The organism is Chitinophaga flava, from assembly GCF_003308995.1.
In the GTDB taxonomy this organism is placed as follows: domain Bacteria; phylum Bacteroidota; class Bacteroidia; order Chitinophagales; family Chitinophagaceae; genus Chitinophaga; species Chitinophaga flava.
Genome location: NZ_QFFJ01000002.1, coordinates 2,558,060 through 2,573,255 on the forward strand (window position 1 = coordinate 2,558,060; position 15,196 = coordinate 2,573,255).

The 15,196-nt window shown below is 49.4% G+C and carries 10 protein-coding genes; all 10 read right to left on the bottom strand.

Features of this window, described 5'->3' with window-relative positions; translation table 11 throughout:
• Positions 1 to 17: 17 nt before the first annotated feature.
• The 10 genes from DF182_RS26385 to DF182_RS26435 all read right to left on the bottom strand — a co-directional run bounded on the left by DF182_RS26385 (position 18) and on the right by DF182_RS26435 (position 15,058).
• Positions 18 to 2,291: a heavy metal translocating P-type ATPase gene (locus DF182_RS26385; RefSeq protein WP_113618751.1), complete on the bottom strand. Its 2,274-nt coding sequence runs from the start codon at positions 2,289 to 2,291 to the stop codon at positions 18 to 20.
• A gap of 77 nt (positions 2,292 to 2,368) precedes the next feature.
• Positions 2,369 to 2,770, bottom strand: coding sequence for a helix-turn-helix domain-containing protein (locus tag DF182_RS26390; RefSeq protein WP_113618752.1), 402 nt, complete (start codon positions 2,768 to 2,770; stop codon positions 2,369 to 2,371).
• 157 nt (positions 2,771 to 2,927) lie between these two features.
• The gene (locus DF182_RS26395) at positions 2,928 to 4,235 is read right to left on the bottom strand and encodes an ATP-binding protein (protein ID WP_113618753.1); all 1,308 of its coding nucleotides are present in this window, start codon (positions 4,233 to 4,235) and stop codon (positions 2,928 to 2,930) included.
• Between the two features lie 882 nt (positions 4,236 to 5,117).
• On the bottom strand, positions 5,118 to 6,113 hold the full coding sequence (locus tag DF182_RS26405) for a c-type cytochrome (RefSeq protein WP_113618755.1): 996 nt from the start codon (positions 6,111 to 6,113) through the stop codon (positions 5,118 to 5,120).
• 30 nt (positions 6,114 to 6,143) lie between these two features.
• Positions 6,144 to 7,274, bottom strand: coding sequence for an aryl-sulfate sulfotransferase (locus tag DF182_RS26410; protein ID WP_113618756.1), 1,131 nt, complete (start codon positions 7,272 to 7,274; stop codon positions 6,144 to 6,146).
• A 59-nt stretch (positions 7,275 to 7,333) separates the two neighbouring features.
• The gene (locus DF182_RS26415) at positions 7,334 to 8,974 is read right to left on the bottom strand and encodes a RagB/SusD family nutrient uptake outer membrane protein (protein WP_113618757.1); all 1,641 of its coding nucleotides are present in this window, start codon (positions 8,972 to 8,974) and stop codon (positions 7,334 to 7,336) included.
• Between the two features lie 23 nt (positions 8,975 to 8,997).
• Positions 8,998 to 12,258: a TonB-dependent receptor gene (locus tag DF182_RS26420; protein WP_161964275.1), complete on the bottom strand. Its 3,261-nt coding sequence runs from the start codon at positions 12,256 to 12,258 to the stop codon at positions 8,998 to 9,000.
• 279 nt (positions 12,259 to 12,537) lie between these two features.
• Complete coding sequence (locus DF182_RS26425; protein WP_113618759.1) at positions 12,538 to 13,773, bottom strand: FecR family protein; 1,236 nt, start codon at positions 13,771 to 13,773, stop codon at positions 12,538 to 12,540.
• A gap of 86 nt (positions 13,774 to 13,859) precedes the next feature.
• Positions 13,860 to 14,495, bottom strand: coding sequence for an RNA polymerase sigma factor (locus DF182_RS26430; protein WP_113618760.1), 636 nt, complete (start codon positions 14,493 to 14,495; stop codon positions 13,860 to 13,862).
• 158 nt (positions 14,496 to 14,653) lie between these two features.
• Complete coding sequence (locus DF182_RS26435; protein ID WP_113618761.1) at positions 14,654 to 15,058, bottom strand: hypothetical protein; 405 nt, start codon at positions 15,056 to 15,058, stop codon at positions 14,654 to 14,656.
• Positions 15,059 to 15,196: the final 138 nt, after the last annotated feature.

The following is a 15,196-nucleotide window of genomic DNA, read 5'->3' on the forward strand; positions in this document are numbered from 1 at the left end:
TTAATGATACGGATGGATCAGAGTTTAGCTGTTTTCAGCCGGAGGCTGTTGGAAACAACGCTTACAGAACTTAAGGCCATGGCGGCACCTGCAATCATCGGGTCCAGGAGGAAACCGTAGGCTGGAAACAGGATACCTGCTGCCACCGGTATACCGATGATGTTGTAGATGAAGGCCCAGAACAGGTTCTGTTTGATAGTGCTGACTGTTTTGGAAGACAGTTTCAGCGCTTTGGGAATGCTGTTCAGATCGGAAGTGATCAGCGTCATTTTAGCCACGTCCATGGCGATGTCGGAGCCTTTGCCCATGGCGATGCTGACGTCTGCCTGTGCCAGTGCCTGGGAGTCGTTGATACCATCACCAACCATGGCTACTGTTTTACCTTCTTGCTGCAACTGTTTTACAAAGGTAGCTTTAAAAGAAGGCATTACTTCAGCGGTATAGTGGGTGATGCCTACCTGTTTGGCCACAGCTGCTGCGGTTTGCTGGTTGTCGCCGGTGAGCATGTATACTGCGATGCCCTGGCGTTGTAATGCAGCGATGGCGGTAGCAGAACTTTCTTTGATCCTGTCGGCGATGGCTACTACGGCAAGTATCTGTTTGCCTCTGGCGTAAAAGATCACGGTTTTAGCGGCTGCCTGCAGGTTGCTGGCGCTGGCCATAGACTGGCTGTCCAGTACTACACCGTTTTCTTCCAGCAGTTTTTTATTACCTGCCAGATAAGTCTGGCCTTCAAACACACCTTTTACACCCTGACCGGTAACGCTTTCGAAAGAAGTCAGGTTAACCGGCTGAACGCCTTCCTGTTGCAGATGCTGAGCAATAGCGGCTGCCAGCGGGTGTTCTGACTGTTGTTCCAGAGAGAATAAAACAGACTGGACGAGGTTGTAGTCAGAATGATTGTCGTTGTACAAGAGGTCGGTCACTACTGGTTTACCTTCAGTGATGGTACCGGTTTTGTCGAGGATGATGGCGTTTACTTTATGTGCCAGTTCGAGGCTTTCAGCGTCTTTAATCAGAATATTGTTTTCGGCTCCTTTACCTACGCCCACCATGATGGCGGTAGGAGTGGCGAGTCCGAGTGCACAGGGGCAGGCGATTACGAGTACAGTCACTGAGGTCAGCAGCGCATGTGTGAAGGCGTTTTCACCACCGGCAATGATCCAGGTAAGGAACGTAAGGATGGAGATACCGATGACTACGGGAACGAATATACCGGCAATTTTGTCGACCAGTTTTTGTACGGGTGCTTTACTGCCTTGTGCTTCCTGTACCATTTTGATGATATGTGCGAGCAGGGTATCAGCACCTACTTTGTCTGCTTTGAAGCGGAAGCTACCTTTCTGATTGATGGTGCCGGCAAAAACGCCTTCCCCTTCTTTTTTCAGTACAGGTACGGGTTCACCGGTGATCATGCTTTCATCTACATAAGAGTCGCCGGCAGTAACAGTACCATCTACAGGTATTTTTTCACCGGGTTTCACCAGCAGGATATCATTTACTTTTACAGTAGAGATGGGTACTTCCCGGGTGTTGCCGGAAGCGTCTACCAGCAGTACGGTTTTAGGTTGCAGACCTATTAATTTTTTTATAGCAGAAGAAGTATTGGATTTCGCTCTTTCTTCCAGCAGTTTGCCAAGAGAGATAAAAGCGATGACTACAGCGGCTGCTTCAAAATAAACGTGGGCATGCAGTCCGCGCTGGTGCCAGAATTCCGGATACAATGTGTTGAAGGCACTGAAAACCCAGGCGATACCGGTACTCAGGGCTACCAGCGTGTCCATGTTGGCTTTACCATGACGGGCCTGTTTCCAGGCGTTGACAAAGAAACTGCGACCCAGGTAAAACACCACTGGTGTGGCGAGTGCCATCATGATCCAGTTACCATAAGGCATGTCCATAAAAAACATACCGATGATCACGATAGGGAGGGAGAGCGCAGAAGCCCAGATGGTCCGTTGTTTTACTTCGTGGTAATGTTTCTGCTGAGCTGCTTCTTTTATTTCGTCCTGGTTTTCTTTTTCAATGACGATATCATAACCGATAGATCTTACTGCATCGCGTAACTGTTCGGGTGTAACAGCGGCGGGGTTGTATTCTACCCAGGCGCTCTGGTTGGCGAAGTTTACGCCGGCGGCTTGTACGCCTTCTACGGAGCCGAGTGTTGACTCCACGCTGATGGCACAGGCGGCGCAGGTCATTTCAAGTACAGGAAAGGTTTCTTTGATCAGTCCTTTTTTATGTTGCTGGCCGGTGGCCCTGGATGTATGATCGAGTGTTAAAGTGTTCATAGTGGCTAATTTTTTACAAAGCTACCGGTTACATACCGGGGGAGTGTTATATGATTAAGGTTGAGTTGTATATAATTTTAAGATGGTTTGCCTGGCATATCTTTAATAGACAATCTGGACTTCCGGATTTCCTTGAAATAGCCCGTATTGAGGCCTGTATGGGCCTTAAAATGGGCCGCCATCTGCCGGGCATGCAGAAAGCCCAGTTTGGTGGCTATTTGTGGCAGGGTATCATTACTATATACCAGTAATTCCTTTATTTTCTCAATTCGCAGGTTTTCTATATACTTTTCCAATGTAATGTTTTCCTTTGCCAGGAAGGTCTGGCAGAGAATGGAATAGTCGAGCTGCAGCGCTTGTGTCAGCTGTTGGGCCAGACTGAAATCTTTCGGAAAGGAAAAATCACCGGCATATATTGTTTCTGCCTGTTGTTTGATGGCCAGGGCAATGGCTTCAGGTGTGGGCGTAGTATGTTGCATGCTAAAATCAGTATTTGGATAGATAACAAAGGTGACTGATCAGCGGGAGGGAAGCGTTATACAATTATGATAAACACTTATAAAATTTGGCAATAGTAATATTCCCCGTTGGGGTGAGCGGGGTATTGGCGGGCTATTTTGAGGGAAATGTTATCGGTCAGACTTTACCTGCTTTTACGAGTTCAAGGTGGATGGCTTCCTGCAGGTCATCTTCTGAAAGTTCAAGACGCTGGTCGCCAAAGAGTTTCAGGCAGCAGCGGAAAGCAATGCTGTTGATATTGGCGCCGGTTAGTTCGTGATGCCGGGAGATATGTTCCAGGGAGATGGATTCCGCCAGTTTTATTTTGTCGGGAAAGGCGCGGCTCCAGAGGAGGTATCTTTCGGAGGGCGCTGGAACAGGGAAGTGTAGGATATTTTGTAGCCGGTGGAGTAAAGTTTCATCTATGTTCTCTTTATAACGGGAAGACAGGATGATGAGGCCTTTATAGGCTTCCATACGTTGAAGCAGATAGCTGGTTTCAACGGTGGCGTATCGGTCATGTGCATCTTTTATCGCTGTCTTTTTGCCTAATAGGGTGTCGGCTTCATCAAAAAACAGGACCCAGTCTTTTTGTTCTGCCTTATCGAAGAGATAGTTTAGATTCTTTTCTGTTTCATCAATGTACCTGGAAACGACCCTGGAGAGGTCTATCCGGAATACTTCCCGTTCGGTGTTTCGGCCGAGGAGGGCGGCAGCCATGGTTTTGCCGGTGCCTGCAGGGCCGTGGAACAGGGCGCGGTAGCCCGCTCTGTTTCCGGATTTCAGCTGCCATTCGGATTGCATGGTACTGGCATATTTTAGCCACTGTGTTATTTCCCGCACCTGCTGCATGGTGTTGTTATTCAGAACGAGGTCATTCCATTCCTGGCCGGTGGAAATACGTTCAGCCATTCCCGTGGGAAGCCCGGAGCGTTGTTTATTGCCGGTCAGCCAGTGAATAATGGTTTCTTCCGACAGCAGCAGCCGTCCGGACATGGCCGGTGCTCCGGGAGGAACGGCTTCTATACGGAGAATACCCTGTCGGAAGATGCTGCCTTGTAGTAGCTTGTTTTGAATGGCTATTCTGGCATCTGTATCATTGCCGGCGAGGATAAACAACAGTGTCTCCCCGGTAGGCACTAAGCCTCTGTGGTAAAGGTTTTTTACGCCGCCAATGGGGATAAAGTCGCTGCCTTCCGGGATATATTCCCCGAGGATGTCTTCCAGAAAACCGGGTTGCAGATGCGGTACCAGTGCCAGCAACAGACCGATCTGTTCTTCTTTGCCTGGCTGGACTTCATCTATCCAGGTAGCAAAGGGAGAGCCATCCTGCAGCACAGGAGCATCGCCTGTTATGAGGTTGCTGGCATGGCCGAAGTGGACAGACAAGCGGGCGTTAATGAATGCCCGGAGGTAGTGCAGTGGTATGTGAAAAGAGGTCATCATACGATAAAATAACAGGTGATATAGTTGCGCTTTTATTGGTTTTCCTGGTGCCGTGATTACCCGGCTGATAATAATACTCCTGTATTGGCATGATTAGGTTCGAACACAACTGCGTCATGGTCTCTGTATGAATCTGTGAAACCGGGCGACAGGAGGAGAGGCTTTGATAACCGCCTGTCTGAAAATATCAGGATAGGTGCTGCTGCTGATCATGGTCAGCAGGTTGCCAAATACAAGTCTTCCATTGTGAGCAATTACCAGGAAGCTGCTGTGAGATTTCGTAGGTGCTTCGACGTTAGAAAGAAATGTAAGCCCTACCCTGACGTTTGTATAGCTGAGACGACAAACCTGTTTTGAATATGTGCTGGCAACAGTAGTCTTCCCCGGTGGCTGGGGGAAAAACGTTGCTGCAACCTGGCGAACAAACCTGTGCCAGATAGTATGTAACATTGTTGTCAGCATATTTTTATTGATACCTGTATCCACAGCATGTACTTTGTCGTTACAAAACAATGTTCCTATCGTTTGTCTGCGATATGGTTTGGTCAATCGTTTCAATACTCCTATCGATGCTGGTTGCAATAATGATATGGTGATGTTTTGTCACAAAAACAATGTCTTATAGATGTATAACAATGATATGGTTTACATAAATGTTGTGTGAAAATATGTCTCTCTTCTGGTTTGTTGGGGGTATTCACTAATCTTAGAGATGCTGATAATAAAACTACCGGGCAAAATGTGTGGTTAAAATCCTGCAATTAAGGTAGACATTAATTTACTTACAGCCAAATTAATTTTGTGATACAACAAAGCAAAAAGCTTCCCACAAACCGGGGAAGCTTTTTTATCGTGGGCATAGAATAGTGTCAGGAATCCGAATCAGTATACGGCTTTTAAACATTTGTTTTCCCAGTAGCTGATGATGGGCTGGAATGGGCCATACTTGTGTTGCCGGGCAGAAAAGGTGTCCGCAAAAGGACCTTTGTCATAGTCGATCGCCTTTTCTTCCTTGTACGGATAATCGTAGTTTTTAACATCGGGGCGTGGGTGGATGCTGTCATCATTCACATAGGCCGCGATATCAAGTGCTTCTTCATCTGTCAGGAATGGTTTTTCCCATGTTGCTTTATCATAGGGCATATTGGCTTTCAGCCATTGTGCTTGTTTGATCACCCGGTGCATACTGGACCCTGGCTGATAACCGTACGGGCCCCACAGTGGCGGGTAAACGTAAGTCAGCCCCGAGGCTTGTCCTGCTCCTTCCGGACCATGACAGCGTGCACAATGCTGCTGGTACAACGCTTTACCTCTCTCCGGACTGGCGGCCACAGCAGGAAATGTGATGTCCAGGTTATGTCCTCCCTTATAGGAACGATCCTGTGTTACAAAACTGTTGATCCACCTGAAGTAAGACAGGAAAGCCACCATCTCTCTACTGTCCAGCGGCAGCGGTTTGCCGTTATGTGGCCTGGTAACGCAGTTGTTCACCCGCTCCGCCAGTGTTAGCACCTTGCCTTCCCTGGCACGGTACTGAGGGTACTGCGCATGTGATAACATCAGGTTAAATGAAAAGGGTTTCGTACCGGCGTCCTGGTGACAGTTGGTACAGTTCATCCGGTTGCCCAGGTATTTGCCGCTAACGCCTTCCGGACCTATGTAATAAGCGGTGTTCATCATCAGCGCCCGGCCATAACGCACCATCTCTCCATATTTGCCGGCCGGGATCGCATTGGTATCTGCCCGGGGTAACAATGGCTTGTCTGCCGGCATGGGCGCGAGTACACTGGCATTGCTGCCGTTGTTGCACGACCAGATAATGACAGCGGCAGCTGCTATGAGAAAAGCGCCTATACGGAGAGCGTTTGTTTTGATCATAAGTGGCATTTTAAAGTGTCGTGTTGACAATCAATTACGGAAGGTGTAGGGAAGTAAGGCTGATGCGGAAATAAACTCCGCGCGATAAGGAATGAAAGTGCAGCGCAAAGTCCACAGCGGCTGACCCTTACGGTCCGTAAGTATCACGGTATTGCGCCGGGAGCAGCAATGAAGCACATGGTCATGATCTACCAGATAAGCACTGCCCATGCGTTCATTAAAAAGGTACGCGGGAAGAACGGCCTGCATCGTAACACTGGCCTGTCTGCTGCTATCATTGAGCCGGAAAGCCAGTGCTTGTGATTGCTGGTGGGAAGGGCCGTTGTCAAACAACATCAGGTCATTCTCGGAGTTGACATGCACAGCATGCCCCATATCAAAAGCAGCAGTAGCGGGAATCGTAAAGTCTCCGCCTTTACCAAATTTCCACATCACCTTACCGGTGCTGGCATTCAGCTTCCATATCTGACCATTGTTGTAAAAAGAGATAAGGTAGTTGCTATCTTTATCAAAACTCAGACTGTTGGCATGCATCCAGTCGCGCCGGGTGCGAAGGATAGCTGTATCGGCGGTAGGTTCCAGCTCGTCAAATACAGTCCACTGCCAGAGCTGGTGCCCCTGGCGGTCCATCACCACAATGCCATCACTTTTTACGGTATCCTGTTCACTGCCTCCCTGTAAAGAAAGGTCCATGATTTTCTCTACGCTGGTCAAGGCTACGATATTGCCGCCGGCGGTCCGTAATACTTCATGATGTACATCACTGGTAAAATCCTGCTGCCCTTTCTGTAGATGCAGCAGCGTATCGCCACGGAGGCCTATTTCCAGGATCTCGTTACCATAGCTGGTAGGATATTCCTTGCCGCCAAGTATACAAAGGATGGTTTGCTGTGCAGTGAAATGAGCTGTTTTAAATCCGGTACCTTTTACCTGATGGTACCATACTATTTTGCCATCACTGTTGACAAGGTATATCATGCCGGGTTCATCACGCTGGTTAAGTAGCAGGTACCCATTGCGGAAGCTGGCTGGCAGTTCACCGGCCTGATTACTTGCTTTCAGCTGGTCCTGCAACGCAGGCGGGACATCCATTTTAATCTGTATGGTGTGGGCAGTACATCCGCTGACGATCAGCAGCAGGAATAGCAGTAGTCTTTGCATCGATGGAATATTAATGCAAAGTATGGAGCACCAGGCTCCATACTTTGAAGGTGGGCATATTATTTCCAGAGGTCGTTCTGTGTGGCTTTGGGATTGGAATTCAGCTCCCTGGCCGGTATCGGAAACACGTAGTGTCTGGCCTTAAAGGTGTTGGCTCCCTGTTTGCCTCTGGTCTGGAAGAGTGCTCCCAACTGTGCGGCAGACTTATTCCATCTTCTGAGATCGTATATCCTGTTTTGTTCGAAAAACAGTTCCAGCAGTTTCTGGTGGTCTATCTCAGCCATCAGCTGGTCGGTGCCGGGCAGGTCTGCAGCAGTTTTGGCGGAGAGGCCCGCACGGGTACGTATCTGGTTGATATCTACCAATGCCACATCCGGATGGCCATTACGGGCAGCCGCTTCGGCACGCATCAGCAGTACTTCTGCAAAACGTATTACCCGGTAGTTGGCGGTAGAAGGGGTAGCGCCCCAGTAGTTGTCGGCATCGGCCACATTACGCCAGGCGCCGGTGTATTTTTTTATCAGGAAACGGCCATTAGTCGCAGTATCCAGCTTAGTATCGGAACCGAGTCTGTCTATTTTCTTCTGTGCTGATTTCCAGAGCTCATCAAACGTTTTGCCGTTATAGAAGGTGGTATCTGTTTCACCAAGTCTGCTATGCTGCCACATCAGGGAAGCATACATTCTTTTGTCGAATTTGGTGTCAGATCCCGCGGGGCGTGGTTCCTGGAGAAACTGTGTCACGAGGTAATTGGAAGGAACATATTTAAACCATCCGCCGCCGGCCGGAGGGCCGATGAACTGAGGCAGGTAGTTGTACATCGGTGAGTTGGTAGTTTCTGCGCCCCATGGCCCGTAAGGATCGCCCAGCGGTGCACATACCCATTCAAAGATGGATTCCTTGTTGAACTCATTAAGGTCGGTGAAGTTGTCTTCGTAGTTATCTACCAGTCCATAGTTAAAGGGAGCTTTGGTCAGCAGAGAGAGTGTGCTTTCTGCCAGCGGGTAGTTTTCCATGAACAGGTAACTCTTGCCCAGAAAGGCGATGGCGGCTCCGCTGGTGGCTCTTCCCATTTCCTTGGGTGTACGGATCACCGGCAGCTTGTCTTTAGCAACAGAGAGATCACTGATCACCTGCTGCCATACTTCTTCCTTAGAGCTGCAGGGAGCTGCATAGGTGCTGGTAGTTTCTACCGGTGCGGTTCTGATGGGCACAGCACCCCAGTTGGAGGCCAGAATAAAGTAGGAGATACCACGCAGGAACCTGGCTTCTGCAATATAGATATCCTTTTTGGCTGCATCTATAGGTACCTGGTCTATCCGGGCCAGTATAAGGTTGGCACGGTGAATACACTGATAGGTTTTGTCGAAGATGTCTGCCGCATCAGCATTGTTTTCATCATTGGTATAGGATGCGATCGCCCAGGTAGGCGCTTCTTCACCGGGGATGGTAAACACATCATCGCCCATGGCATTGATGTCCTGTATGCCGGTAAAAGCGCCCCAGTAGCCGTACAGCGGCAGCCGTAGCGGACTGTAAGTGGCTGCCAGTGCCATACTCAGACTGTTTTCATCTTTCCAGAAATTGGTTTCTGTGATTTTATTGGGATCGTTTTGTGTGAGGAAGTCGCGTTCATTGCAACTGCCGGCGAGCGCCATCAGCAAGGTAAGCGCCCCGATATATTTAAATGATTTTTTCATTGTGCAACATTGTTTTTGGATGGTTAGAAGGAGAGGTTAAGACCCAGGAGGAAGGTGCGGGACAGCGGATAAGCATCCCAGGAATTATCCATACCTCTGGAGAGTACGCCGCTACCAGGAGCAACGCCCAGATCCGGATTGAAGCCCTTGTATTTGGTAGCAGTGAAAATGTTTTCTGCAGAACCAAATACCCGTATCCTGTCGATACCCCATCTGTTAGTCAGGGTTTTAGGTATGCTGTAACCTAACTCCAGTCTTTTGAAACGCAGGTAGGAACCATCTTCCAGCCATCTGTCGCTGTTCTCTCTTTTATTGTTGTTGGGATCAGATATGGTAAACCGGGGGAAGTTGGAATGATGTTCCGGTGTCCAGGCGTCCAGCACGGCAGTAGACAGGTTGGTTACTTCACTCATTTTCTCCATCCATTGTCTTCTGCCGTTATAAATTTTGTTGCCAGAAACACCTTCGAAGAAGAGGCTCATATCAAAACCTTTGTAAGACAGGTTGGCGGCCAGGCCCATAGTGAATTTAGGGAAGGGGCTGCCGAGGTTCTGTACGTCCTGGTTATCGATTTTACCATCGCCGTTGTAGTCTACAAAACGGATATCACCGGGTTTAGCATCCGGTTGTATAGGGGTACCGCCTTTGTTGTAGGCCTTTATTTCTTCTTCTGAATTAAAGATACCGTCGGTTTTAATGAGGAAGAAGGAGCCAATAGGAGCACCTACTTTAGCCCTGGAGATATCGCCAAATTCCTGACGGCCGGAACCGATGGTGATAGCGGTCATTTCATTGGCGGTATGGGACATATTCAGCATCACTCTGTATTTCAGGCCGCTGCGGGTTTCGCTGGTATATTCCACAGAGGCTTCGTAACCTTTGTTTTCGATAACGCCGGCGTTAAGGGTAGGAGTACCGGTTTTACCAACAGACAGTGGGAAAGGTACACCCAGCAATACTCCATTGGTTTTTTTATGGAACACGTCAAAGATGAAAAACAATTTGTTGTCGAGGAAACCCGCGTCTACACCACCGTTGATGATTTTGGTTTCTTCCCAGGACAGGTCAGTGGGGGAGGCATAGGAGCTGGCGGTAGCACCGGGCCAGAGCACATTACCCTGTACAAAGTTGATACCGCTGGTAATGGCTGACTGGGTGAGGTAGTTACCTATTTCCTGGTTACCCAGTACACCCCAGCTGCCGCGCAGTTTCAGGTTGCTGACTACATTACGCAGACCGGAGAAAAAGTTCTCGTTATGCATATTCCAGCCGGCAGAGAAAGATGGGAAAGCACCAAACTGGTAGTCGGAGGCAAACCGCGAAGAGCCATCTCTTCTGATGGAGGCCGTAAACAAGTATCTGGAATCATAGGAATACATGACACGACCAAAACTGGAGAGCATCGCGCTTACATTGGCGCTACCATCATTTTTCTGAGAAGCGGCAGTACCGGCGCCCATCACGGAAGTGCCTACCGGCAGGTCGTTGCGGGAGGCGCTGAAGCCGGAATAAATATTTTTCTGAGCAGAATAACCCACCACCGCATCTATATTATGTTTGCCCAGTTTTTTGGTATAGCTCAGGGTATTTTCCGCCAGCCAGGAATTGGTGATGGAAGAGCCTTCAGACAGGTCCGGCAGCGGATTGGCCGTGTTACCGTCGTGATAGACGCCCGTATAGGTGCGGTTGTAGCCCTGTATTTCGGTAAGCCCCAGGTTAAATTTGTAACGCAGGCCATCTATCAGTTTCACTTCTACAAAGGCATTAGCCAGCAGGTTCAGCTCTTTGGCGCTTTTATTGACGTTTTCCAGCAGGGCTACAGGGTTGGACAGGTTTTTCATATAGATGGGCCTTCTGCCATAACCACCCAGGTCTTGCGTAGGGTCGTATACAGGGACAGTGGACGGCATTACGAGCGCACTACCCACCAGGCTGTGGGTCTGGTCGCCACCACTGGGAGCCTGACGGCCGCCACCTCTTTTGATCATAACGGTCTCGCCTATCCGGAACCGCCCTTTTTCGAACTGTGTTTTCACACGGAAATTGACAGCAGAGTAATCCGTATGGATCATGGTGCCGTTTTCCTTGAGATAACCACCGGAGAGGTTGTAGGTGAAGTTTTTGGAGCCACCGCTGAAATTAACGTTGGTACGGGTAACGGTAGCCTGACGGAAGATAGCGTCCTGCCAGTTGCTGTTGACACCCGCATAATCAGGGATACCGGGCAGGTTGGCCTGCATTAGTTTGGTCCACTGTTCACCATTGAGGAGGCTCATTCTTTTGGGTATGGACTGTACACCTACCCAGCTGTCTATTTCCAGTCGGGGTGTGGTTTCCTTAAGTCCTCCTTTGGTGGTGACGATCACCACGCCGTTAGCAGCGCGGGAACCGTATATGCTGGCGGTGGCAGCGTCTTTCAGTACTTCAATGGACTCTACATCGTTGGGGCTTACTCCGTCGATATTGTTGACAAACACACCATCCACAATATACAGCGGGGCATTGTTGCCCAGGGTACTTAGCCCGCGGATGGTAATGTTGAGGCCGGAGCCGGGTGCGCCGCTGGCGGATTCTATGGAAACGCCGGGTACTCTTCCCTGGATGGCACTGCTGATATTTTTGGAAACATTGGCACTGATGGTGTTTACTCTTACAGAAGATACGGAGCCGGTAACATCTTTTCTTTTCTGGCTGCCATAACCCACGATCACCATTTCTTCCGTTTGTACGGCTTTCTGACGCAGTTGAATATTGAGGGAGCCAGCCTGGGATACCTGTTTCTCCACCGCTTCATAACCCAGATAGGATATAACCAGGGTACCACCACCGTCGGGCAGCTCCAGGGTGAAGTTACCATTGACGTCGGTGCTGGTGCCTTTGCTGGTGCCTTTGAGTTTGATGGAAGCACCGCTGAGTGCCTCTCCTGTAAGGGCGTCGGTGATACGGCCGTATACAGATATATTGGCAACGGGTTTCACTGCTGTCAGGTCATTTTTGACAGAGAGGATAATTGTATTGTCTACAATACTGTAGTTGAGCTGGTTGTCGGCAAGACATTGGCGCATGACTTCTGCCAGGTCGGCTTTTTCTACAGAAACGGATACCTTGTCTGCTTTTTTGAGCATTTCCGAGTTGTAGAAAAAGGTTAGGCCGGTTTGTTTCCTGATCTCCCTGAACACCCTGCTCAGCGGCACATGCCGCATGTCGAGGGTCAGCTTCTGAGAGTAGCCGGTGGCACTGACCTGCAGTGCAAGCACCAGGAGCAGTAAAGCGGTTAGCTTCATAACTTTCAGCATTTGCGCGCACACCGGCGACCACCGGTGTTTGACGGCATTTCTAAATGGCATAACTTTGATAGGTTTTTGGTGAGCAATAAGCCTTTACGACAATATTTGTTTTTTGTTTACCGGAACATTTTATGACCGGGGAAGTGGCGACTTCTCCGGTTTTTTGTTAGATCTGGTTGCTGTTACTGAACGATTTAATTGTTTGACAGTTGGAATTACACGTGGAAAGAGGATGGTCTTTGGCGAAAGATCTCCGCTTAGCATTGGTTAGTTACATCAGTTGCTGCTTGTTTGTATAGTAATTGTTTTATTGGTGACGGAATAGTGGATACCGGCTGTTTGCAGGATGCGCAGTGCCTGTGACAGGGTAGCCTGTTTGCGGATAGATCCGGAATAATGCTGTGTGGGGATGGTACCTGCATATACCACCCGGACATCATACCACCTGGCCAGTTGCCGCATGATAGCAGGCAGCTCATCTTCTTCAAATTCAAACGTCCCCGTTTTCCAGGCGATGGTTTTGTCGATGTCGGCATCGGTAACGGCTATACGATCACTTCCTTTGGTGATGGTAGCCTGCTGGGCCGGAGCAAGCAGTGTTTGTTGTCCGCCGGGCAGTGTTACTTTCACTTTCCCGGTGACCAGCGTGGTTTGGGTGGCATTTTCATCTTCATAATCCATGATATTGAAGCTGGTACCCAGTACCGCTATCTGCTGACCATTGTTCAGCTGCACATAAAAGGCCTGGCCGGCGTTAGGTGCGATCTCAAAGTAGGCTTCACCGGTAAGATAAACCGTACGGTCTTTTCCGGTAAAGCGGGTAGGGAAGCGGAGAGAGGAGGCGGCATTGAGCCATACCTTGCTACCATCCGGGAGCACTAGCTGGTACTCACCCCCGCGGGGAGTGCTCAGGGTATTGAACAGGACCGTTTCTTCTCCGTGGTTGTTGTTGTCGTTGTCGTAGGTAAGAGTACCCTGACCTTTATTAATACGGGTACCGTCTTTTTCCTGGAACCTGCCGGCGCCGGTGGAGTCCAGCGGCACGCTGGTACCATCGGCCAGGGTGAGCATCGCCCGGGAGGAGCCGGGTTGTATTTCAGACAAGTGTGTTCCGGCGGCGATCTGCTGCTGACTACGGTAACGGCTATACTGATACCAGCCACCTGCGGCGGTGATTAAAAGAGCCGCCGCAGCTGCAGCATGCCACCAGTGCAGGCGGCGCTGCTGGCCCGGTACAGGAGGAGTCTGGGTTGCAGGCTCCTGTGTGGCTGTCTGGGCAGCATGTTCTTTGAGCAATACCCTGAAATGACCCACTGCAGCATGAAGTTGCCCCTGCTGCCCGTTGATGGCATGGAATATTTCCCTGGCCTGATCAACATGCGCCCGGTGCTCAGGATGTTCCTGGATCCAGTTGTCCCACCACAGGACTTCTTTTTCATCCAGGCCCATACAGTACCGGAGGAATGAATCATTATGTAAAAAGTCTTCCGCAGAAGTAAAAGAATGGTCCATGATTGTATTGCTATGATATAGTGTGGGGAATGCCCGGATATTCCCAAAGAAATCCGGAATTTTTTTTTGAAGACAACCGGGCTGTTTTATTTACCGGGTACTTTGGTCAGCATCAGTGCGGTGAGTAGGGAGAAAACGGCCGATAACACTTTGAGGGCGAAGCCCAGGGTATTGTAGGCGGTTTTGGTGGTGATGCCTGCGCGGCGGGCTACTTCCTCCATGGGAAGGCCGTCGAAGTACCGCAGTTCCACCAGTTGTTTTTGCCGGGGAGTAAGCTGTGACATGGCCCTGCGTACTTTTTGCCTGGTTTCTTCGGTGGTTTGTACGGCCACGATACGGGCTTCATACGACAGCTCATAGGGGGCTGCAGCCGCGAAAGCGTCGGCAGCTGCACCGGTTTGTTGTTGTTTACGGATACCGGCAAATATCTTGCGGCGCAGGTAGGTAAAGAGATAGGACTTTACGTTACGTACAGTATGCAGCTGGTGACGTTTGTCCCATATTTCCAGGAATACATCATTAATAGCATCTTTGGTGAGCTCGGCGTCGCTGCAGCTGCGGATGCCGTAGTTGACCAGGTGCAGGTACATTTTTTCGTATAGGGCTACCAGTGCCTCCTGGTTGTTCTGGCGTACCTGTTCCCATAACAACGTGTTGGCGGTTTCCTGCGGATACTCCGCAGTAGACTGATCGCGGAATGCGGTTGGCTGATCGTTACTCATCACGAGGAATTATTATGGTCTTATCATTGTCTTGCTGCCGGGTGCAGGTGGACAGTTCATGTTCACGTGGTAGTAGTTGTTGACTTTGGTTGTTAGCTTTAAATCCGGAAGGTATAATAATTAACGGAGAATATGAAAGGGTAGGTGGAAGCCTCTCGTTATTTGAGGCTTCCTGCGATATAAGTACAATAGTCTTTATATTTTTCCTGTTCTGCAGCGGGATAAAGAATCATCACGGTCTGGAAAACTTCAGTGGCGGGGTCGCCGAGGTAATCAATTTTACGTTTGACAGTTTTACAGTATACAATATTGCCTTTATCATCGGTGCCGGAGAAGATGAAGAAGTTGGGCTTGACAACTTTATACGCCACTTTATAGTCGCTGGTAGCTGATTTGAGCTCATATTTCATAGGATCGGGGTCCGCGTTTTCATCCAGGTCTCTTGGATCCATTACGAGGTGACCAAAGGCCCAGATTTTAGCGCTGCCCTGGCGTGCAAGAAACCTTTGACCATCACCGCTGGTAGACTCTCCTTCGCCTTTAAAATCCTGTGGGTATTCCATGCAAAACTGAAATCGGGAATTACAATACTTTCGGGGCGGGATACGGAAGGAGTTGAAAATAACCGCCAATAGGAAAAGGGAGGTTATACGAATCGTTGTTTTCATAAAAAATATTGAAGCGCAAATGTAAGGAGCCAG